General features: G+C 48.7%; 22 protein-coding genes. All 22 read left to right on the forward strand.

Going from position 1 to position 22,675, the window contains the following annotated elements; all coding sequences use genetic code 11:
* Positions 1–5 precede the first annotated feature (5 nt).
* The 22 genes from fliD to flhA all read left to right on the forward strand — a co-directional run bounded on the left by fliD (position 6) and on the right by flhA (position 22,618).
* On the forward strand, positions 6–1,958 hold the full coding sequence (fliD, locus tag AC6I8U_RS04445; RefSeq protein WP_498017848.1) for a flagellar filament capping protein FliD: 1,953 nt from the start codon (positions 6–8) through the stop codon (positions 1,956–1,958).
* Positions 1,959–1,981: 23 nt separating this feature from the next.
* On the forward strand, positions 1,982–2,284 hold the full coding sequence (locus AC6I8U_RS04450; RefSeq protein WP_042478451.1) for a flagellar protein FliT: 303 nt from the start codon (positions 1,982–1,984) through the stop codon (positions 2,282–2,284).
* A gap of 10 nt (positions 2,285–2,294) precedes the next feature.
* Entirely contained in the window at positions 2,295–2,705 is a 411-nt protein-coding gene (gene fliS / locus AC6I8U_RS04455) for a flagellar export chaperone FliS (protein WP_042478453.1), read from the forward strand.
* Positions 2,706–2,921: 216 nt separating this feature from the next.
* Positions 2,922–4,385, forward strand: coding sequence for a sigma-54 dependent transcriptional regulator (locus tag AC6I8U_RS04460; RefSeq protein WP_498017849.1), 1,464 nt, complete (start codon positions 2,922–2,924; stop codon positions 4,383–4,385).
* A 193-nt stretch (positions 4,386–4,578) separates the two neighbouring features.
* The gene (locus AC6I8U_RS04465; RefSeq protein ID WP_234496052.1) at positions 4,579–5,649 is read left to right on the forward strand and encodes a sensor histidine kinase; all 1,071 of its coding nucleotides are present in this window, start codon (positions 4,579–4,581) and stop codon (positions 5,647–5,649) included.
* Positions 5,649–7,064, forward strand: coding sequence for a sigma-54-dependent transcriptional regulator (locus tag AC6I8U_RS04470; RefSeq protein WP_234495424.1), 1,416 nt, complete (start codon positions 5,649–5,651; stop codon positions 7,062–7,064). The genes AC6I8U_RS04465 and AC6I8U_RS04470 overlap by 1 nt, the downstream gene beginning before the upstream one ends.
* A gap of 139 nt (positions 7,065–7,203) precedes the next feature.
* Complete coding sequence (gene fliE / locus AC6I8U_RS04475) at positions 7,204–7,515, forward strand: flagellar hook-basal body complex protein FliE (protein ID WP_042478457.1); 312 nt, start codon at positions 7,204–7,206, stop codon at positions 7,513–7,515.
* A gap of 51 nt (positions 7,516–7,566) precedes the next feature.
* A complete protein-coding gene (gene fliF, locus AC6I8U_RS04480) occupies positions 7,567–9,279 on the forward strand; it encodes a flagellar basal-body MS-ring/collar protein FliF (RefSeq protein ID WP_394150927.1) in 1,713 nt (570 codons plus the stop codon).
* Positions 9,279–10,331: a flagellar motor switch protein FliG gene (gene fliG / locus AC6I8U_RS04485; RefSeq protein WP_042478459.1), complete on the forward strand. Its 1,053-nt coding sequence runs from the start codon at positions 9,279–9,281 to the stop codon at positions 10,329–10,331. The genes fliF and fliG overlap by 1 nt, the downstream gene beginning before the upstream one ends.
* A 26-nt stretch (positions 10,332–10,357) precedes the next feature.
* Positions 10,358–11,158, forward strand: a complete 801-nt coding sequence (fliH, locus tag AC6I8U_RS04490) for a flagellar assembly protein FliH (protein ID WP_042478461.1) — start codon at positions 10,358–10,360, stop codon at positions 11,156–11,158.
* Positions 11,158–12,483, forward strand: coding sequence for a flagellar protein export ATPase FliI (fliI, locus tag AC6I8U_RS04495; RefSeq protein WP_498017850.1), 1,326 nt, complete (start codon positions 11,158–11,160; stop codon positions 12,481–12,483). Before fliH ends, fliI begins: the two co-directional genes overlap by 1 nt.
* Before the next feature lie 4 nt (positions 12,484–12,487).
* Positions 12,488–12,931 (forward strand): flagellar export protein FliJ, encoded by a 444-nt coding sequence (gene fliJ / locus AC6I8U_RS04500; RefSeq protein ID WP_042478466.1) that lies wholly within the window; start codon positions 12,488–12,490, stop codon positions 12,929–12,931.
* Positions 12,932–13,049: 118 nt separating this feature from the next.
* The gene (locus tag AC6I8U_RS04505; protein WP_498017851.1) at positions 13,050–14,876 is read left to right on the forward strand and encodes a flagellar hook-length control protein FliK; all 1,827 of its coding nucleotides are present in this window, start codon (positions 13,050–13,052) and stop codon (positions 14,874–14,876) included.
* A 28-nt stretch (positions 14,877–14,904) separates the two neighbouring features.
* Positions 14,905–15,408 carry a flagellar basal body-associated protein FliL gene (gene fliL, locus AC6I8U_RS04510; RefSeq protein ID WP_234495429.1) on the forward strand — a complete coding sequence of 168 codons (504 nt, stop codon included), beginning with the start codon at positions 14,905–14,907 and terminating at the stop codon, positions 15,406–15,408.
* A 7-nt stretch (positions 15,409–15,415) separates the two neighbouring features.
* Positions 15,416–16,465: a flagellar motor switch protein FliM gene (fliM, locus tag AC6I8U_RS04515; protein WP_234495430.1), complete on the forward strand. Its 1,050-nt coding sequence runs from the start codon at positions 15,416–15,418 to the stop codon at positions 16,463–16,465.
* 18 nt (positions 16,466–16,483) lie between these two features.
* Positions 16,484–16,894 (forward strand): flagellar motor switch protein FliN, encoded by a 411-nt coding sequence (gene fliN, locus AC6I8U_RS04520; protein ID WP_128650255.1) that lies wholly within the window; start codon positions 16,484–16,486, stop codon positions 16,892–16,894.
* A 12-nt stretch (positions 16,895–16,906) separates the two neighbouring features.
* Entirely contained in the window at positions 16,907–17,329 is a 423-nt protein-coding gene (fliO, locus tag AC6I8U_RS04525) for a flagellar biosynthetic protein FliO (RefSeq protein ID WP_498017852.1), read from the forward strand.
* 31 nt (positions 17,330–17,360) lie between these two features.
* Positions 17,361–18,185, forward strand: a complete 825-nt coding sequence (gene fliP, locus AC6I8U_RS04530) for a flagellar type III secretion system pore protein FliP (protein ID WP_498018314.1) — start codon at positions 17,361–17,363, stop codon at positions 18,183–18,185.
* Between the two features lie 13 nt (positions 18,186–18,198).
* The gene (gene fliQ, locus AC6I8U_RS04535; protein WP_042478472.1) at positions 18,199–18,468 is read left to right on the forward strand and encodes a flagellar biosynthesis protein FliQ; all 270 of its coding nucleotides are present in this window, start codon (positions 18,199–18,201) and stop codon (positions 18,466–18,468) included.
* A gap of 5 nt (positions 18,469–18,473) precedes the next feature.
* Complete coding sequence (gene fliR / locus AC6I8U_RS04540; RefSeq protein ID WP_234495433.1) at positions 18,474–19,256, forward strand: flagellar biosynthetic protein FliR; 783 nt, start codon at positions 18,474–18,476, stop codon at positions 19,254–19,256.
* A gap of 13 nt (positions 19,257–19,269) precedes the next feature.
* Positions 19,270–20,400 carry a flagellar biosynthesis protein FlhB gene (flhB, locus tag AC6I8U_RS04545; RefSeq protein WP_042478473.1) on the forward strand — a complete coding sequence of 377 codons (1,131 nt, stop codon included), beginning with the start codon at positions 19,270–19,272 and terminating at the stop codon, positions 20,398–20,400.
* 112 nt (positions 20,401–20,512) lie between these two features.
* Positions 20,513–22,618, forward strand: coding sequence for a flagellar biosynthesis protein FlhA (gene flhA, locus AC6I8U_RS04550; RefSeq protein WP_234495434.1), 2,106 nt, complete (start codon positions 20,513–20,515; stop codon positions 22,616–22,618).
* Positions 22,619–22,675: the final 57 nt, after the last annotated feature.

Raw genomic sequence — 22,675 nt, forward strand, 5'->3', positions numbered from 1 at the left:
GAGTAATGGGTCCGATAGGGATGTCATCTGGCATGGATATCAATTCCATGGTGAGCAAGATAGTCGATGCTGAGCGTATTCCAAAGCAGCAACGTATCGACTTCGAGCGCGCAAAAATTGATACCAGTATCAGTGCCTATGGACGACTCAGAGAGTCACTCGATACGATGAAAAATCTGATGGCAAACTTTCGCCAGGAAAAGGCGTTTGCACTTCGAAGTGTGAACACCACTGAAGAAAGTGTTGTCACAGCAACAGCGACGACTGATGCGATCGCTGGCAAATATGCTGTCGATGTATTGCAGCTTGCACAGAGCCATAAAATCGCTTCTGATGTTATTCCAGAAGACACACGATTTGGCCCAGGTAAGCTGCAAATTTCTCTTGGCGACGAGCAGTTCGACTTTTCCCTTCGCAAGAATTCCAAACTCACCGATGTCGTGAGAGCGATTAACGGTGCCAGCGACAATCCCGGCGTACGAGCCTCCATTATTAAAGACCGTAATGGCCCGAGACTTATCGTTGCCTCCAACCAATCTGGCGCTGAAAAAGCCATCAGCATCAATGTTGATGCAGAAGTTGGTAACGATCTCTATCGATTTGAATACAAGACGATTGAGCAGCGAGTTCGCGATCTTGAAAAAGCGCAAGCTGAAGCCCTAAGCGTGCTAGGTATGCCAACGGGCGAAGATGCGGTAGACGGTGAGCTGAACCCGGAGGAATCGGCGAAAGTCGGTGAAAATGCGAAAACGGATGAAGAATTAAATTCTGCTGAGCAAACCAAGGTAGAAGAGGCTGTCAAAGAAGGCGAAGAAAACGCCGCACAGACTCAAGAGGCAAAATCTGGCCGCCCTGAAGATAGTATTCCTGGCTGGACAGAAACCGCGTCGGGCACCCTTATGGATTCTTATCAAGCACCGAAGCCTGAGCTTGATGAGAAAGCCATCGAAAAATCAAAAGATGTGCCGGGTTGGTCGAACACCGCATCAGGCACGCTGACGGATTCTTATGTCACGCCAGCAGAAGCCCAAGCCAAGCTAGAAGAGGAACTTGCGGCTGAGAAAGCGGCCATCGCCAAGGCCGTTGCCGATGGCGATATGACGGAAGAGGAAGCGAAAAAGCTTGAGCGTGAAAAACTCTCTCCAGAAGAGCGAGAGCGTTTAGAGAAAGTGGAAGCAATTCAAGCTGAACTAGCTGAAGCGCAGCGCTCAATGCAGGTTTATATGGGGATGTCTGAAGTTCAATCTGCCCAAGATTCTGTCGTGTTACTTGATGGAGTCGCTGAGCTTTCCAGTCACAACAATGTGATTGAGGACGCGATTGAAGGTGTCGATCTGACGCTCAAAGGCACCACCAAACCGGGCGAGCGCGCTGCAGAAATTGGTGTCGAGTACGATAGAGAAAGTGTTCGTGCCGACATCGAGCAGTTTGTTGCCGCCTATAACCAATTTTTCCAAGTGTCACAGGATCTAGCCAAAGTTGATCCAGCGACAGGAATGGCAGGGCCACTTGCCGGTGATAGCATCGTGCGTAGCGCAGACTCTCGTTTAAAAAGCGTGTTTTCGGCCAGCATTGAGAATGCACCTGAGGATCTGAAGACACTGACAGAGTTCGGTATCACCACCACTCGTGCGGGTAATCTCGAAATCAATTATCAGCTTTTGGATAAGCAGCTCAACAACAACTTCAATAAGCTAGAAGACTTCTTTGGTGGCAATAACGGCTTTGCTAAAAAGGTCGAAGATGCGATCCACAGTATGACGGGCATGACAGGTTCAATTCGTACCCGTGAAAAGAGTCTCACAGAACAGAACTATCGACTTAACGATGACCAGGTCGCGCTCGATCGGCGCATGCAAGGCATTGAGAAGCGAACTCAAGACAAGTTCGCGGCGATGCAAGACGCCACGGGTAAGATGCAAGCTCAATTAGCAGGCATGATGAATGCACTGTCGTAATCGTGTTGGGGAAGGGCATTTAAATGCATATTTTCAATGAGTTAAGTGATTTGGATCACCGTTTATTATCATTGATAGAAAATATTGACCCAGAGACTGAAGAAATTCATCAACTGGTCGATAAAAGAGAACAAATAGTCAAAACCATCATTGATGTCTGCAAAAGGAATCCGAACCTGCAGCAAAGTGCCCAATGGAAACAAGTCGTCGAGTCGACGCGCCATATCACGGTACTTATGGAATCGAAAACGGAACAGCTGGGACAGTCGTTAAGAAAATACCGACATGGTAAACGTTCCTTACAGCAGTACAAAAATTATATTTGAGAGGATAGTGATGCGTGGTTCATTGCAAGCATATAAGAAAGTTTCAGTAGACAGCCAATTGACGGCTGCCTCGCCGCACAAAGTTATCCAAATGCTGATGGGTGGAGCGATAGAGCGTTTGATCCAAGCAAAAGCGGCGATGGAACAAGGCAATATTCCAGTGAAGGGTGAGCGTATCGGTAAAGCGCTGGACATCATTATCGCGCTGCGTAGCTGCCTATCGATGGACGATGGCGGTGATATTGCGAAGAACTTAGACCAACTGTATGAGTTCATGATCACGCAAATTTCAGCGGCTAATCATGAAAACAATCCGCAACCAATTGATGATGTTATAGAAATTATCCGCGAGATAAAATCTGCTTGGGATCAAATTCCAACTGATTATCACAACCTAACTGCTCAAGAAGTAGGTATTTAAGCGGAATAAACCTCTTAAAGTGACTGTCAGTCAGTTGCCTTATGAAAATAATGCCAATAGAATAGACGCCATTCTTAGCCAATGGCGCTTTTTTTGTACCTAACCAATTGTTTTATAAAATACATAGTGATTTTATAAAGGCTAGTTGTTATGTGAGCTTCATCACCTAAAGAGAAGCCACATATGGTTGACTTATCAAGGCATTATTCCTGACACATGCAAGACTTAGCTAAACTTCTTGTTATCGCTGATGACTCGCAGGTGCGAAATAACCTACAAACCATTCTCGAGTTTGTAGGTGAGCACTGCGTCGCAATTTCATCAAACGACATCAATCAGATTGATTGGACTCGGACCTGGTCTGGGTGCATCGTTGGTGCATTGCAAAGCCCTACGCTTTCTAAAGCGTTGCTGTCGCAGCTTTCTGTGTCAAATCATATCCCTTTACTCGTCACAAGCGAGTTTACTGGTGCGGTAGAGTCGCTGACAAACTTTGTCGGTGAACTCGAATTCCCTCTAAACTACCGTCAGCTTAGCGATGCATTGCGTCACTGTGGCGAATTTCTTGGCCGCAAAGGCGTTCAAGTACCTTCTGCGGCACGCAAAAACACTTTATTTCGCAGCCTAGTTGGGCAGAGTCCGGGTATTCAAGAGGTTCGCCATCTAATCGAGCAGGTATCAGGCTCTGAAGCCAACGTACTAATCTTAGGTGAATCGGGCACGGGCAAAGAAGTGGTGGCGCGAAATATCCACTACCATTCAACTCGCCGTAAAGGCCCTTTCGTGCCAGTTAACTGTGGTGCGATCCCACCAGATTTGCTAGAAAGTGAGCTGTTCGGTCACGAGAAAGGGGCATTTACTGGCGCTATTACCGCACGTAAAGGTCGTTTTGAGCTCGCAGAAGGCGGCACTCTGTTTTTGGATGAAATTGGCGATATGCCAATGCCAATGCAGGTGAAACTGCTTCGCGTGCTGCAAGAACGAGTGTTCGAGCGTGTGGGTGGAACGGCTGTCATTAAGGCCAATGTTCGTATTGTCGCTGCGACACACCGCAATCTTGAATCAATGATCTCTCAAGGGCAGTTCCGTGAAGACCTATTCTATCGTCTGAACGTATTCCCGATCGAGATGCCTTCGCTTCGTGAGCGCAAAGAAGATATTCCTCTGTTACTGCAAGAACTCTTAGCTCGTATGGAAGCAGAAGGTGGCCAACCAATCTGCTTTGCACCACGATCTATTAATTCTCTAATGGAGCATGACTGGCCAGGTAACGTACGTGAGCTCGCGAACCTAGTTGAGCGTATGGTTATCCTGTACCCAAATAGCTTGGTGGATGTGAATCACCTACCGGTTAAATACCGCTACAGTGATATTCCCGAGTTCCAACCAGAAATGAATGCGTTCAAAACCATTGAAGAGCAAGAGCGTGACGCGTTAGACAGCATTTTCTCTGATGACTTCTCGTTCAGCGATGAGCCAGAGTTTGATGAGCAACTCTCTCCTCAGTCACTGCCTCCAGAAGGAGTCAACCTTAAAGAGATGTTGGCGGATCTTGAGGTGAATATGATCAATCAAGCGCTTGATGCTCAAGACGGTATTGTGGCACGTGCTGCCGATATGCTGGGGATGCGCCGAACCACCTTGGTGGAAAAGATGCGCAAGTACAGCATCAATCGCTAGTTTCCCTCTTCGACTAAAATTTGACTCTGGTCACGATAAAAAATTGACGACAAAAAATTGACGCAATTAAGTGTCTGATTTTGAAAGAATATAGCTCGGCATGCCTTTTGCATTGTCGGGCTATAGTCTTTTTTGGGCTTACGTATTTCTACGAGCGGTAATGAGAGAAAGGAAAGCCTCGTAAATGAATCAGATGGTCAATGAAACATCGCAACCTGAACCAGAGTCGAGCTCACATCTTGACTCCCTAGAGGCGCAAGTTGAACGCTACCAACAGGTTATCGAAGCCATGCCTGCGGGCGTTATCCTATTGGATTCCCAAGGCGTTGTAAGAGAAGCCAACCCTGAAGCGCATCGAATCTTAGAGATCCCACTTGTTGGTCAAAAATGGTTCCACCTTATCCAAGTCGTGTTTGACCCAAGAGAAGATGACGGCCATGAGGTATCGCTGCGTAATGGGCGTAAGGTGCGCCTTGCTATTTCAGCGTCAAAAACCGGTCAGCTGATTCTAATTACCGACCTTACCGAAACACGTTTGCTCCAGTCTCGCGTCAGCGACCTGCAACGATTGTCATCATTGGGACGTATGGTGGCGTCATTGGCACACCAAGTGAGAACGCCATTGTCGAGCGCAATGCTTTACGCGTCGAATCTTGGAGCGCCAAACTTGCCGCAAGCGACACGTGAGCGTTTTCAAGTCAAGCTTGTCGATCGACTGCATGACCTAGAAAAGCAGGTGAATGATATGCTGCTGTTTGCCAAAGGCGGTGATAACAAGGTGATTAAGCCGTTTACCATCGCTGATTTAGTCGCAGAATATCAACCTATGGTAGAGACCACGCTGAAGAGCAATCAAATTGATTACTGCTTAGAAGTCGAGCAAGAGGAAACTCAGCTCCTTGGCAACGCCAATGCGTTGGCGTCAGCGCTAAGTAACCTCGTGCTCAATGCAGTCCAAATTGCGGGTAAGGGCTCCCAGGTCGATGTGTTCTTTAGACCCGTAAATAATGAACTCAAGATCTCGGTTCAAGATAGCGGACCGGGCGTTCCAAAAGAGCTACAACAAAAAATCATGGAGCCATTTTTCACGACACGTTCACAAGGCACGGGCCTTGGTCTCGCAGTAGTGCAAATGGTATGTCGTGCCCACGAGGGACGATTGGAATTAATATCAGAAGACGATGATGGCGCATGCTTTACCATGTGTCTGCCACTAGCAGAAACCACATCGAATCAAGAAGTAACAGATGAAGGATTAAACTGATGGCTCAGAGCAAAGTACTGATCGTAGAGGATGATGAAGGTCTACGCGAAGCATTAGTCGATACTCTTGCGCTTGCAGGTTACGAGTGGGTCGAAGCGGACTGTGCGGAAGACGCGCTGGTGAAGCTGAAAACTCAACCCGTAGATATTGTGGTTTCTGATGTGCAGATGGCAGGCATGGGCGGTCTAGCCCTGCTACGTAACATCAAGCAGCACTGGCCGAACTTACCTGTTCTGCTAATGACGGCTTACGCCAATATTGAAGACGCTGTAGCGGCGATGAAAGAGGGCGCCATTGATTATATGGCGAAGCCTTTTGCGCCTGAAGTCTTGCTCAATATGGTGAGTCGCTATGCGCCAGTTAAGTCGGACGATAATGGTGATGCGGTTGTTGCTGATCCGAAGAGTATTCAGCTCCTTGCGCTTGCAGAGAAGGTCGCTAAGACCGATGCGAGTGTTATGGTTCTTGGTCCAAGTGGCTCTGGTAAAGAAGTCATGTCGCGCTACATTCATAACAAATCACTGCGTGCTGACGGCCCTTTTGTAGCCATTAACTGTGCGGCGATTCCAGATAACATGCTCGAAGCGACGTTGTTTGGCTACGAGAAAGGCGCATTTACCGGCGCGATTCAGGCATGTCCTGGTAAGTTTGAACAAGCTCAAGGCGGGACCATTTTGCTGGATGAAATCAGCGAGATGGATCTAAACCTTCAAGCAAAATTGCTGCGTGTATTGCAAGAGCGTGAGGTTGAGCGTCTTGGTAGCCGTAAGAGTATCTCATTGGATGTTCGTGTACTTGCGACCAGTAACCGCGACCTTAAGCAATATGTGCAAGAGGGTAACTTCCGAGAAGACCTGTATTACCGACTCAATGTGTTCCCAATCGCTTGGCCAGCGCTTCGTGAGCGTACCGGCGATATTGCGCCGCTAGCACGTCACCTGACGGAGCGTCACTGTAAGAAATTGGGTATGCCTATGCCGGAGTTTACTGAGCAAGCACTAGCCAAACTTCAATCCTATCCGTGGCCAGGTAACGTTCGTGAACTTGATAACGTGGTTCAGCGAGCCCTGATCCTGTGCGAGAAAAACCGAGTCTCAGCCGAACATATTTTGTTGGAAGGCGTGGATTGGCAAGACGCATCCAGCCTGCAAATGGCAGTAGCAGAACCACAATCGGTGGCAGTACCAACGGTTGCGCCTGTTGCTGAAGCTGTGTCTGAACTGGCTCGCCCAGTGGCAACCAGCGAAGGTCTTGGTGGTGAACTACGTGACCAAGAGTTTGCCATCATTTTGGAGACGCTCAAAGAGTGTGAGGGTCGCCGAAAAGAAATGGCAGAGAAGTTAGGTATCAGCCCAAGAACGCTGCGCTATAAGCTTGCCAAAATGCGCGATGCTGGAATTGAGATCCCTAGCTAATCGTCACAAATTAATTTGCCCCGATGCTAGTCAGTATCGGGGTAGGCGTGGCATAATTTTTGCTGAATATTATCAATTAACGCCCAGTATCAGAATTGTGAAAGGAAACTGTCAATTTATTGGCAGTGGATGGTAAAGCATGAAAGTTGACGGATTACACAGTGAAATGCAAGCGATGATGTTTGAAGCGTCAAACACTAAGCCTGCAGCCAATGCCCATCAAGTAGGGGCGAATTTTGGAGACATGCTTTCCCAAGCAGTAAATAACGTAAATGGCCTACAAAAAACATCGGGCGATTTGCAGATGCGTTTTGACCGTGGCGATGCCGATGTGTCGTTATCTGACGTGATGATTGCTCGTAACAAATCAAGCGTCGCGTTTGAAGCAACCATACAAGTGAGAAATAAGCTCGTCGAAGCCTATAAAGAACTCATGAACATGCCCGTGTAATCTAGGTAGTATAAAGTGGCTCAAGAAAATCAGTCGACGGATGTCGCGCTAATGGACAGTGGTACCGATACTGCAATGGTAGCGAGCTCAGACATAGCGTCCGACAGTCAAAACCCTGACATCAATGAAAAAAGCAGTTCTAAGTTTGATCTGGCAGTCGGTGATCTCGATCTGCTAAGACAGATTGTACTGGTGCTGTCGATCTCTATCTGTGTCGCTTTGATTGTGATGCTGTTCTTCTGGGTGAAAGAACCTGAAATGCGCCCGCTTGGCGTTTATGAAACCGAAGAGCTTATTCCCGTTCTGGATTACCTAGACCAGAAAAAAGTTGCCTACAAGCTCGAAGGTAACGCTTTAAGCGTTCCTGCTAGTGAATACAACAATCTGAAGCTTGATATGGTTCGTGCGGGCCTGAACCGTCAGTCGAACGCGGGCGATGATATCTTAATGCAAGATATGGGCTTTGGCGTATCTCAACGCCTTGAACAAGAGCGTCTCAAGCTGAGCCGTGAAAGACAGCTTGCCAAAGCCATAGAGCAAATGAAGCAGGTACGTTCTGCTCGTATCTTATTGGCGTTGCCAAAGCAAAGTGTGTTTGTTCGCCACAACCAAGAAGCATCCGCATCGGTATTTTTAACGTTGGCGACGGGCTCGCTACTCAGACAGCAAGAGATCGATTCCGTGGTCGATATGGTGGCAAGTGCTGTTCCAGGTATGAAACCGTCGCGCATTACTGTTACCGACCAACACGGTCGCCTGCTCAACTCTGGCTCACAAGACGCGACGTCTATGGCGAGACGCAAAGAGCAGGAGTTAGAGCGTAACCAAGAGCAAGCACTTCGCGAGAAAATTGACTCGGTACTGATTCCAATCTTAGGTCTTGGCAACTATACCGCTCAGGTTGATATCGAGTTGGACTTTAGCGCTGTTGAGCAAACGCGCAAGCGCTTCGACCCAAATACCCCGGCGACACGAAGTGAATACACACTTGAAGATTACAATAACGGCAGCGTAGTTGCTGGCGTTCCTGGAGCGCTGAGTAACCAGCCTCCAGCAGACGCCTCTATTCCGACCGATGTGGCGCAGATGAAAGATGGCTCGGTGATGGGACAAGGCTCAGTGCACAAAGAGGCGACTCGCAACTTTGAGCTCGATACCACCATTAGTCACGAGCGTAAACAAACGGGTGTAGTGAATCGTCAAACCGTTGCCGTTGCTATCAAAAACCGTGCGAAAGTGAATCCAGATACGGGCGAAGTGACCTATGAGCCACGCTCAGAGAGTGAACTTGCCGCTTTGCGTCAGATATTAGTCGGTGCTGTTGGCTTTAATGAAAACCGCGGTGACCTTCTGAATGTGCTTAGTATGACGTTCGAAGAGCCTGCTGCTGAGCTATTACCAGATGTGCCTATTTGGGAACATCCAAACTTTAACGATTGGATTCGTTGGTTTGCAAGTGCACTCGTTATCATCGTAGTCGTACTTGTATTGATTCGCCCTGCGATGAAGAAACTGCTTAATCCTGCCGCTCAGGATGAAGATGAGCAACTATACGGACCAGACGGCTTGCCGTTGGGTGCGGATGGCGAAACCAGCCTAATTGGTACTGATATAGATGGTAGTGAGCTGTTCGAATTTAGCTCTGGTATTGATTTGCCGAACCTACATAAAGATGAAGATGTGCTGAAAGCAGTACGAGCTCTTGTTGCGAATGAACCTGAACTTGCGGCGCAAGTTGTGAAGAATTGGATGGCTGAAAACTAATGGCGAATGAAATTGTAGCGGCCAACGGCGGTCAACTAGCGGAAACTAGCGTAGACATTGCAACAATTAGCGGCGAAGACAAAGCGGCGATCTTGTTGTTGAGTCTTAATGAATCGGATGCGGCGAGTATTATTCGTCATTTAGAGCCTAAGCAAGTACAACGCGTCGGTAGTGCGATGGCAAAGGCCAGTGACCTTAGCCAGGACAAAGTCGGAGCGGTGCACCGTGCCTTCTTAGAAGATATTCAGAAGTACACCAATATTGGTATGGGCAGCGAAGACTTCATGCGTAATGCGCTTGTGGCTGCACTTGGTGAAGATAAGGCGAATAACCTTGTTGACCAGATCCTGTTGGGTACTGGCTCGAAAGGTCTCGATTCATTGAAATGGATGGACCCTCGTCAAGTGGCGAGCATCATCATCAACGAGCACCCTCAGATCCAAACTATCGTTTTGTCATACCTTGAGGCCGATCAGTCGGCAGAAATCTTGTCGCAGTTCCCAGAACGTGTTCGTCTTGATTTGATGATGCGTATTGCCAACCTAGAAGAGGTTCAGCCTTCTGCGCTTGCAGAGCTTAACGAAATCATGGAGAAGCAGTTCGCAGGCCAAGCGGGTGCACAAGCAGCCAAGATTGGCGGCCTGAAGGCAGCAGCGGAGATCATGAACTACCTAGACAACAATGTCGAAGGTCTACTCATGGATCAAATTCGCGACCAAGACGAAGATATGGCGACGCAAATTCAAGACCTTATGTTTGTATTCGAGAACCTTATCGAGGTCGACGACCAAGGTATTCAGAAGCTGCTTAGAGATGTACCACAAGATGTCCTTCAACGTGCGCTTAAAGGTGCTGACGAAGGACTTAAAGAGAAGATCTTCAACAACATGTCTAAACGTGCTGCCGATATGATGCGCGAAGATATTGAAGCAATGCCACCTGTGCGCGTTGCTGATGTAGAAGCGGCTCAGAAAGAAGTTCTGACGATTGCTCGTCGCATGGCGGATAACGGAGAGCTAATGCTCTCTGGTGGCGCGGACGAATTCTTGTAAGCGAAGCGTGAAGGAAGATTAACTTAATGTCTAATGATAGAAAACGCGGCTTTTTACGCCCGTCAGAAGACAATACCGTTGAAGAAGCCCACTCGTGGGGACTGCCTGACTACACCTCGCAAGTAAGCCAAGAAGCGCGCGAGACGGCATTCAATTACGACCCGAGTTGGACGCCACGCGAAGAAACGCCAGCGGAAGAAGAGCCGCTGATGCTGACCGAAGAGCAGATTGAACAGATCAAACAAGGCGCTTATCAAGAAGGCTTGTTTCAAGGTCAAGAAGCAGGCTTCAAGCAAGGCTATGATAAAGGCAAAGAGGAAGGTTTAGCTGCCGGTCATCAAGAAGGGTTAGACCTAGGTAAGGCCGAGGGTGTGGCCGCTGGTGAAGAGTACATCAAGCAGCAAGTAGACACCTTCATGAATCTTGCCAATCAATTTTCTAATCCGCTTGAGCTAATGACTAGCCAAGTGGAGAAACAGCTGGTGGACATGGTTTTAGCTTTGACGAAAGAAGTGGTTCATGTCGAAGTGCAAACCAATCCACAAATTATTCTCGATACAGTAAAACAATCGGTAGAGGCGCTGCCGATTGTAGGTCATGCCATTACCCTCAAGCTCAACCCGATTGATATCGACATCATTCGTGCCGCCTATGGCGACGAAGAGCTGAATATCCGTAACTGGACCTTAGCAGTAGAGCCGTCGCTCAACCGAGGTGATGTGTATATTGAAGCGGGTGACTCCAGCGTGAGTTACAAGCTAGAAGACAGAGTCAAAAACGTATTGCAGAGCTTTTGCGGCACGAACCGCCATCAAGGGGGCGAGTAATGCAATCGCTGGCGCAGCGACTGGCAAACTACAAAGTAGAAGGCCATAAATCCAGAGCAACGGCATCCGGCAAGCTAGTGCGTGTGGTAGGGCTAACGCTAGAAGCGATTGGCTGCAAAGCACCTATCGGTAGCTTGTGTAAAGTTGAAACTATGCACGGCGATATGGACGCTGAAGTGGTCGGATTCTCTGGCGAACATCTTTATCTTATGCCCAGTGAGCAAATCACGGGTGTACTTCCCGGTGCGAAAGTCACCCCTATGGCCTCAGAGACCGGGTTGCCTGTTGGTATGGAGTTACTTGGCCGTGTTATTGACGGTGTAGGTAATCCTCTAGACGGGTTAGGCGATATCTATACAGACAAGCGTGCCTCCTTTAACGCCGAGCCTATTAACCCACTGGCGAGAAAACCTATTACTGAGCCTCTCGATGTTGGCCTTAAAGCCATCAATGGCTTATTAACGGTCGGCAAGGGACAGCGTATTGGTCTCTTTGCTGGTTCGGGTGTGGGTAAGTCGGTGACGCTTGGGATGATGACTAGAGGTACCACCGCGCAAGTCGTTGTTGTTGGCCTTATTGGTGAGCGTGGTCGTGAAGTCAAGGAATTTATTGAAGAAATTCTCGGTACTGCGGGGCGCGAGCGCTCTGTGGTCGTCGCAGCTCCAGCCGATGCTTCACCCTTAATGAGACTTAAAGGTTGTCAAACGGCATTAACCATCGCTGAATACTTCCGCGATCAAGGGTTAGATGTCTTGCTATTGATGGACTCACTGACGCGATTTGCACAAGCTCAGCGTGAAATCGCGCTATCTGTTGGTGAACCGCCGGCAACGAAAGGCTATCCACCATCTGTGTTTGCTAAGCTACCCGCTTTGGTGGAACGTGCTGGTAATGGTGACGCAAACCAAGGGTCGATAACGGCGTTCTTCACGGTGCTTACCGAAGGTGATGACTTGCAAGACCCTATCGCAGATGCTGCCCGTGCAATCTTAGATGGTCACATTGTACTCTCGCGTGAGATGGCTGATGCTGGTCACTATCCAGCGATAGACGTTGAGAAATCGGTCAGCCGTGTCATGCCACAAATAACCGATGATCAGCATGTTCTGATGTCCAAAGCAGTTCGACAAGTTCTATCAGTATGTCGTAAAAACCAAGACTTGGTATCGATCGGCGCTTATAAGCCAGGAACGGATCCTGCAATTGATAGTGCGTTTACCCTTAAGCCAAAACTGGATCAGTACCTGCAGCAGAGCATGAAAGAAACGGTGCCATACGACATGTGTCTTGGCATGTTAAAACAGCTGTTGCAAGTAGAGTCGTAGCGTCATGGATAACGCGTTAGAGTTCTTGCTTGAACAGGCTAAGGATAACGAGCAGCAGGCGGTGCTCGCCTTAAACAAGGCTCGTGCCGAACTCGAGGATTACTACCATCAGGTTAGGCAGATCGAACAGTACCGCTTAGATTACTGCAATCAACTGGTATCGCGAGGACAGGCTGGTCTTACGGCAAGCCAATACGGTCACTTAAATCGATTTTTGACACAGTTAGATGAGACGTTAACCAAACAAAAATCTGCTGAAAGCCACTTCCAACAACAAGTCGGTGACTGCGAAGAGTTCTGGCACAATACGAGAAAACAGCGTCAGTCGTATGAGTGGCTCATCGAGAAAAAAGCGAAAGAGAAAGCGCAACTTGAAGCTAAGCGAGAGCAGAAACAGATGGATGAATTCTCTAACTTGTTGTTTTCCCGTCGTCGTCAAACTCGCTAATTTCCTACCTTAGAGCTAAATCGTTATCGGTACAAAAATTGCATCGAACATGCCTAGATAATATAGGCGGCAAGATCCCGCCGAATACGTAACCTTCTATCAAACGGGCCTAAATGGAATGAGTCTGTCGATTTCAAATAACAATGTATCGAATACAGTACTGCCTAAAGGAGACGGAAAATCTTCTGTCACTGAGGGCGAGACTGGTGAGAATTCAGGCTTTTGGGATAAGTTCAAAGACGCGTTGTCTTCTGAAAAGTCTGAATCTGATCAAAAGGTTGATGGTGCATCCACCTCGGCAGGCAGTAAGTCTAAATCGACAGATGCCATGCTCGATGATGTGAAATCATCGGTTTCTGAGGCCGACTCGGAGACAGAGGAAACTAACGCTGTAGCTAAAAAAGACGCTGAAGCTGCATCTAAGTCTGCTCAAGTGGAAGGCGAAGATGGCACTGCTCTCGCTGATTCGAAAGTAACAGGCAAGGATAAATCAGCGGCAGTCGGTTCTGCTGATTCAGACGAGTCAGAGCAGGCTGTCAAAAAAATGACAGCGAGCGGTGTGGCTGCAGAAGCTGGTGTTAGCAAAGCTCAAAGTTTAGAAGATACAGCGAAATCTAGCGTCAATGCTCAGCCTGATGCGAAGCAAACGGTCTCAGAAAATGCTGAGTTGCTGTCTCGATTAGATAACTCAAATAAAGCGCTGCAAACTCAAGCGGGAGCTGGCTCAGCGGCTGTCGCGGCCCAAGACGCTGAAGCGTCATCAGAGATCAAATCCCAAGGTGCGGATGTCGCTAGCGGTGAGCAGAAAGTATCGAAGGGCAATCTTAGCCAAGATGAGGCGATGGTTGCATCGGCGATGATGGCTGCTGGCTCAACTCAAGTCGCTACCAAGCCTAATGGTGAACCCGTAGCCATGAGCACGAACTCCGCGGTATCCGTTGACTCCGCTGCTGCGTCAAATAAAGGCCAGTTGCTAGCAGCAACCGGTGGCGCTGCTGTCATTCAAGGCAGTGACGGTAAATTGACACCTGCAAACGAATCAGATGCAAAGGCGGCGACAAATAATATCGCGTGGAGCAAATCTGATGCAGATCCATCAGTAAAGCCAGACGCGAAAGCAGCACTCGCGGGTATGGCCGTGACGACAGATAAGACTGCACTGACTCAATCGCAGATGATGCAGGGACAAACTCCACAAGCTCTGGCGGCACAGAATAGCACTAACCCAAGTGTAGCGGCTGCAGGGGCTAGCCAAGGTCAGCCGATCGGAGATATGGCCGCCGCCGCGTCTATGAGTGCAATGATGGCGAGTGGTCAAGCAAAAAGTAGCGCGCCACTCAGTACCCAAGCTTCTGGACTTCAAATTGGCGCAGCCAAAGGCACAAACAAAGCCCTGAACCAGCCTGGTGTGGGTTCTGAAGGTGCGTTGCAAGTCGCTGGTGCTGGAGCGCTGACGGCTACCCAAGTACGTGGTGAGCAATCGGCTCAAGCAACTGGGGCGGTGCAATCACCACTTATGCTGACGAAAGAAAACGCCGGAGAGCAGGTGGCCGAACGGGTTCAAATGATGATGTCGAAGAACCTTAAGCATGTGGATATTCGCCTTGATCCGCCTGACTTAGGTCGTATGCAGATTCGAATGAGCCTAAATAACGATTCCGCGACGGTGCACTTTACCGTGCAAAACCAACAAACCCGAGACATGGTGGATCAAGCCATGCCTAGGCTCAGAGAGATGTTGTCGCAACAAGGCATTCAGTTAGCGGACACCTCTGTTCAGCAGCAAGGTCAGCAACAGCGCCATGCGTCTCATGGCTCAGGCAACGGTGGTCCATCTTCCGGTGGCACCAATGGTTCAGCAGAATCTGACGCGAATGTTGAGGGTGGCGTCACAGTCGATGTCGCCGTGAATAAAAATAAAGATGGCATCAGTTATTATGCCTAAATCTAGATAACTCAGTAGTTGAAAAAATATGGCAGAAGAAAGCTTAGAACCCGCTAAAACTAACAGCAAAAAGCTGCTAATTATCATCGTTGCTGCAATTGTCGTATTGCTAGCTGCTGGTGGCGGTGCGTATTGGTTTTTAAGTTCCGATGACAGTGTCGACACGCAGCCGATGACAGCAAGCGGTAGTGCAGCTCCGGCGGTGCCAGTCGATCCTATTTCATACGTTAATTTAGCGCAGCCGTTTGTGTTCAATGCAGCGGGCAATCAACGCGATCGCATGGTCCAGATTAAAGTACAGCTGATGGTGAGAGGTCTTGATAATGAGAGTCAAGCTCGCTATCACTCGCCGTTGATTGAAAGTACTCTGCTGTCGACGTTTGCTTCAGCAACGGTAGAGCAGCTTCGTAGTACCAATGGTCGCGTAGAGTTACGTGATCAAGCCACTCAAGATGTGCAAGCGAGCCTAAGCCAAGTGGTAGGTAAGCCTGTGATTGAGCGTGTGCTGTTTACCGATTTTGTAATCCAGTAGGTGCATTGTGACTGATTTATTAAGCCAAGACGAGATTGATGCGCTACTGCATGGGGTCGATGACGTCGATGAGGTAGAGGACGAACTGGATCAAGATCCCGCAGATGTGGTCCATTTTGACTTCTCGTCACAAGACCGCATCGTCCGTGGTCGTATGCCAACGCTCGAACTTATCAACGAGCGCTTTGCCCGCCACATGCGTATCAGCCTGTTCAACATGCTGAGAAAAACTGCCGAAGTATCGATCAACGGCGTTCAGATGATGAAGTTTGGTGAATACCAAAACACCTTGTACGTGCCAACAAGTCTTAACATGGTGAGGTTTCGTCCATTGAAAGGGACGGCGCTTATCACTATGGAAGCGCGCTTGGTGTTTATCTTAGTGGAGAACTTCTTCGGTGGTGACGGACGTTTCCATGCCAAGATTGAGGGCCGCGAGTTTACGCCAACCGAGCGACGTATCATTCAGCTACTGATGAAGACGGTGTTTGAAGACTACAAAGAAGCCTGGTCTCCAGTGATGGGGGTTGAATTCGAGTATCTAGATTCAGAAGTTAACCCAAGCATGGCAAACATTGTTAGCCCAACCGAAGTGATCGTAGTCAGCTCATTCCATATCGAAGTGGATGGCGGTGGTGGTGACTTCCACGTTGTGATGCCGTACTCCATGGTCGAACCTATTCGTGAGCTTCTTGATGCGGGTGTTCAATCGGACAAGATGGAAACGGACGTTCGTTGGAGTAGTGCGCTTCGCGAAGAGATCATGGACGTGCCGGTTAACTTTCGCGTCAACTTACTTGAAAAAGACGTGTCACTGCGTGATTTGATGGAGCTGCAAGCGGGCGACATCATTCCTATCGAAATGCCAGAGAATGCCACTATGTTCGTTGAGGACCTTCCTACCTTCCGAGTGAAGATGGGACGTTCAGGCGAGAAGATGGCAGTACAAGTATCAGAAAAAATTAGACGTCCAGATGTAGTGAAAACCGACCTGGCCTTCTTAGGGAAGGACATTATGGCGGAGCTAGAGCATGTGGAAGAAGTCGACGAAGAATAACAGAAGTAGAGATAAGCAATGACTATCAGTGATGACCAAAAACTAGCGGACGAATGGGCAGCAGCACTGGGTGAAGACCCAATGGCTCCAGAGATTGATGTCGACGAAGTGCTTGCGGCACCTCTCGATGAGCTAGAAGATTCGCCAGCACCAATCACCGACGATGAGCGACGTAAACTGGATACCATCATGGATATCCCAGTGACCATTTCTATGGAAGTAGGTCGCTCGCAGATTAGTATTCGTAACCTGCTACAGCTTAACCAAGGCTCTGTTGTTGAGCTTGATCGTATCGCAGGTGAATCTCTTGATGTGATGGTCAACGGTACCTTGATTGCGCACGGCGAAGTGGTTGTGGTCAACGATAAGTTTGGTATTCGTCTCACCGACGTGATTAGCCAGACTGAACGTATTAAAAAACTTCGTTAATAGAATACAAGCATGAAACTGAATCGATGTTTGCCGCTCGTCATGGCGGCTGCTCTCTACACAATACCAAGCGCGGTCTACGCTGCGGCTGAAGTTACGCCGCAGGGTGGGTCTCCTTTCGATCTCGCTGCGACATTGGGTTCATTGGTACTGGTGATTGTCATTATTCTGGGCTTAGCCTGGGTATTGAAACGCATGAAGGTGCCATCTTTGGTTAACCAGCAAGGGCTTAAGATTGTTCGCCAAATTCCAGTGGGCACCAAAGAGCGTATTGCGATTGTTCAAGCCGGTGAAGAGCAGTTTTTAGTCGGCATTACAGCGCAGTCGATTCAACTGATTTCGAAACTAGAACAGCCTCTTGACGAAAATGAGGTTTCGCAGCCAGCGTTCGCGAGCCAACTATCTAAAATCATGAAGAAGCAACAAAATGACTAACTGGATTCGACTGCTACTGGTCTGCCTATTCATGGTGGTTGCGCCGCTGAGCAGCGCTGCAGAAGAACTCTCTAGTTCAGTTCCAACCAATGCTGCGCCAAGCAGTAGCGTTACTGTGTCCGAAATGCGCAATGACCAGGGTGCCGCTGGCGTTAGTACATCAAGCGCATTCGGTACTGGTCCGGGCATTCCGGCGTTTACCATGACGACCAACCCTGATGGTAGTGAAGACTATTCAGTCAACCTGCAGATTCTTGCGTTAATGACTATGCTGGGTTTTTTGCCCGCAATGGTCATTTTGATGACGTCGTTCACTCGTATCGTGGTGGTGATGTCGATTTTGCGTCAGGCAATGGGTCTGCAGCAGACACCTTCTAATCAGGTGATCATTGGTATTGCTATTTTCCTGACCTTTTTCATTATGTCTCCAGTTCTTAATCAGGTGAATGAGCAAGCGATTCAGCCTTACCTAAACGAGCAGATCAGTGCGAAGCAAGCGTTCGATCAAGCCCAAGGGCCGATGAAAGACTTCATGCTGAAGCAAACTCGCGTCAAAGATCTCGAAACCTTTGTCGAGATGTCGGGTTCGACGGCTCAGAATCCTGAAGATGTATCGATGGCGGTGTTGATCCCTGCGTTTATCACGTCAGAGCTGAAAACCGCATTCCAGATCGGTTTTATGCTGTTCTTGCCGTTTTTGATTATCGACTTGGTCGTCGCGTCGATATTGATGGCCATGGGTATGATGATGCTTTCACCGATGATCGTATCGCTACCCTTTAAACTCATGCTGTTTGTGTTAGTTGATGGATGGAACTTGATTTTGTCCACGCTGGCCGGCAGTTTCGCCTTGTAGCTGGAGAAGCGTTATGACTCCAGAGATGTTCGTCGAGTTGTTTAGGGACGCGTTATGGATGGTACTGCTTTTGGTTTGTGCCATCGTAGTGCCAAGTCTACTTGTCGGCTTAATCGTTGCGGTATTCCAAGCGGCAACATCGATCAACGAGCAGACATTGAGCTTCTTACCTAGGCTTATTGTCACTATTTTGGCATTGATGGCTTTTGCCCATTGGGGAACGCAGATGATGATGGAATTCTTCTATGAGATCATCGAAAGACTTCCTCAGGTGCTCTGGTAACGAGCATGGAATATCCAGCGAGTGATGTACTCGATTGGCTAGCCAACTTCTTTTGGCCATACGTGCGTATCTCCGCCATGCTCATGGTGATGTCGGTCACTGGGGCTAACTTTGTTTCACCAAGAATTCGTTTGTTCTTGGGGCTCGCGCTCACCCTTGCAGTATCACCTTCTATCCCTGCTATCCCACAAACTATCGAGCTTCTCTCTTTCGAAGGCTTTCTGACGGTTGCTGAGCAAATCTTGATTGGCACGGCAATGGGGATGGTGACCGTTTTTATGGTTCAGACTTTTGTTATGCTCGGTCAGATCTTGGGTATGCAGTCGAGTTTGGGTTTTGCGTCCATGGTAGACCCAGCTAATGGACAAAACACACCGGTACTCGGTCAGTTATTTTTGTTTCTTACGACCATGTTCTTTTTGGCGACGGATGGTCACTTAAAAATGATTCAGTTGGTGGTGATGAGCTTCAAAACCTTGCCCGTTGGCACCGGGCATCTATCAGCGACAGATTTTCGAGAGATGGCAGGCTGGCTAGGAATCATGTTTCAAACCGCGCTTAGTATGGCATTGGCAGGAATCATTGCGCTGCTAACGGTTAACCTATCGTTTGGTGTGATGACGCGTGCAGCGCCGCAACTTAACATCTTCTCGCTCGGTTTTGCGTTTGCACTTCTCATTGGTTTGATGATCTGTTGGTACATCATTGCGGGTCTATACAGTCATTACCAGTTGTATTGGCTGGAAGTGGAAGGTCAGGTGTGTCGCTTGATCGACCTAGTGTGTTAAGGGAGGTCTGACGATGGCAGAATCAGACGGCCAAGAACGTACCGAAGACGCCACCCCCCAGCGGCTTAAACAAGCTCGCGAAAAGGGGCAGGTGGCGCGCTCTAAAGAACTGGCTTCCGTATCGGTACTGATTGTCGGGGCATTATCACTCATGATGTTTGGTGAGGGGCTTGCACGTGCTCTGTTTGGCTCTATGTCTCGCTTGTTTACCCTGACGCGGGAAGAAATCTATGACCCCACCAAGTTGTTTGACGTCGTGCTAGGAGCACTGTCGAGTTTGCTGTTGCCACTCGCTATTATTTTGTTTGTGCTATTCGTGGCCGCTCTTATCGGTGCCGCTGGTGTTGGTGGCATCAGTTTTTCTGCTGAAGCGGCGATGCCAAAGATGTCTAAGATGAATCCGCTCAGTGGCTTAAAGCGTATGCTCGGCATGCAAAGCTGGGTTGAGCTGATTAAGTCAATACTTAAGGTAGCGTTAGTGGCAGGCATGGCTTTCTATTTGGTGAATGCCTCAAGAGCGGATTTATTTCAATTGAGTATGGAGGTGTTCCCACAGAACATCTTCCACGCGCTCGATATCTTGTTGAACTTCATACTGCTTATCAGCACCACTCTACTCATTGTAGTGGCCATCGATATTCCATTTCAGATCTGGCAGCACGCCAACCAGCTAAAAATGACCAAGCAAGAGGTCAAAGACGAGTTTAAAGACACCGAGGGTAAGCCCGAGGTGAAAGGCCGCATTCGTATGTTGCAGCGCGAGGCAGCACAGCGCCGAATGATGGCAGAGGTACCGCAAGCCGACGTTATTATTACCAACCCAGAGCATTTCTCCGTAGCACTGCGATATAAACAAGGACAGGACAAAGCACCGGTCGTGGTTGCCAAAGGTGTCGACCATATGGCGCTGAAAATCCGAGAAGTAGCGCGTGAACACAACATCTATGTCATTCCTTCGCCGCCGCTTGCTCGTTCGCTATACCATACGACTGAGCTTGAACAAGAGATCCCAGACGGTCTGTTTGCCGCCGTGGCACAGATTCTGGCGTATGTGTTCCAGCTCAAGCAATACCGTAAAAAGGGCGGTCAAAGGCCAACGTTGCAAAACGAGCAGATCACTATCCCGAAAGATATGCGTTACTAGTGGTGTCAAAAAATTGGCATGTTTTAGTGGCGTAAATCTTGCAGTATGTGTCTATTAGAGAAATAACCCGCGTCTCGAAGGATTGACCGAGACCAGCAGTGATGTAGTAGTAATGAAATTGACGTTACCTTTTGCCGATAAGTTGCCGACAATTCCTCGTCGTGCCTTGCCTGCTATCGGCGCACCAGTCATGGTCCTTGCCGCGCTTGCGATGATCGTCTTGCCGATCCCAGCGATTCTACTTGACCTATTCTTTACCTTTAACATCGCGTTAGCGATGGTGGTACTGCTGGTGTCTGTCTACACCCGTCGTCCACTCGACTTTGCTGCATTCCCGACGGTACTCCTTATCGCAACACTATTGCGCCTTGCGCTAAACGTCGCTTCTACTCGTGTGGTTTTACTTTATGGTCACGAAGGGGGAAGCGCAGCTGGTAACGTGATTGAAGCGTTTGGTAACGTCGTGATTGGCGGCAACTATGCGGTCGGTCTGGTAGTGTTTATGATCTTGATGATCATTAACTTTATGGTCGTAACCAAAGGTGCGGGGCGTATTTCCGAAGTTAGTGCTCGCTTTACCCTAGACGCATTGCCAGGCAAACAGATGGCGATTGATGCCGACTTGAACGCCGGTTTGATTGACCAAGACCAAGCAAGGTTGCGCCGTTTTGAAGTGACGAAAGAAGCCGATTTCTACGGTTCAATGGATGGTGCTTCTAAATTCGTAAAGGGCGATGCCATTGCCGGTATCCTAATCCTGTTCCTCAACATTGTGGGCGGATTAAGCATTGGTATGATGCAATACGGATTGGGCTTTTCTGAAGCGCTACAAATCTATACGCTCCTGACCATTGGTGATGGTCTGGTTGCTCAAATACCATCGCTACTGCTTTCTATCGCGGCAGCGATTATGGTAACCCGTCAAAATACTGACGAGGATATGGGGCAGCAGGTGGTATTCCAGCTCTTTGACAACCCTAAAGCGCTCACTATCACTGCAGGTATCCTATTTGTCATGGGTATTGTCCCTGGCATGCCACACTTCGCTTTCTTATTACTGGCGGCGCTTGCAGGAGGCGGTGCTTACTGGATGCACCGCAAGCAGAAAGTCAAAGAAGAAACCAAGAACCTACCTGCTGAAGCTGGCGGTAACAGTAATGACCCTGCTGCGCCACCGAAAGAGTTATCTTGGGATGACGTACATCCGGTTGACGTCATCGGCTTAGAGGTTGGCTATCGGTTGATCCCGCTGGTCGACAAAGACCAAGGTGGCGAATTGCTAGAGCGCGTTAAAGGCGTACGTAAGAAACTGTCTCAGGACTTTGGTTTCCTTATCCCAGCCGTCCATATTCGCGACAACCTTGAGCTTACGCCTAACTCCTACCGCATTACCTTGATGGGAGTGGCCGTGGGAGAGGCAGAAATACGCCCAGATCAAGAATTAGCGATAAACCCTGGTCAGGTCTACGGTTTGATAGACGGGGAGCAAACCATTGACCCTGCATTCGGACTCGAGGCGGTGTGGATTCAAGAAGCGCAGCGTGAGCACGCACAAGCGCTCGGGTATACCGTTGTAGACTCTTCGACTGTACTCGCTACGCATTTAAGCCAATTGCTGACCAACAACGCTGCACAGCTACTAGGACACGAAGAAGTCCAGAACCTTCTGGAAATGCTGGGACGCAGCGCTCCGAAGCTGGTGGAAGATTTTGTCCCAGAGCAGTTGCCATTGGGTACGGTTGTGAAAGTGCTGCAGAACCTGCTGCATGAGGCAATTCCGATCCGTGATGTGCGTACTATCGTCCAAACTTTGGCGGAATACTCAGGCAAGAGTCAAGAACCTGACGTATTGACGGCAGCGGTTCGAATCGCGCTGAAACGCTTGATTGTTCAGGAAATCAACGGCATAGAACCAGAACTGCCGGTGATTACGTTGATACCTGAACTGGAACAAATATTGCATCAAACAATGCAAGCATCTGGCGGGGAATCCGCTGGGATTGAACCTGGATTAGCCGAACGACTTCAAGCTTCGCTGACTCAAGCGACTCAAGAGCAAGAGCTAAAAGGAGAGGCAGCCGTGCTGCTGACATCAGGGGTTCTGCGTTCGACACTGGCTAAGTTTGTGAAAAACACCATTCCGAACTTGCGAGTCTTGTCTTACCAAGAAATCCCTGATGAGAAACAGATTAGAATCGTACAGGCGGTAGGCAACTAACCATTAAGGTTGTCATAATAACGTTTGTACATTGAATGGATGTAACACTTGAAAATT

This window comes from Vibrio sp. KUL80 (genome assembly GCF_059725495.1).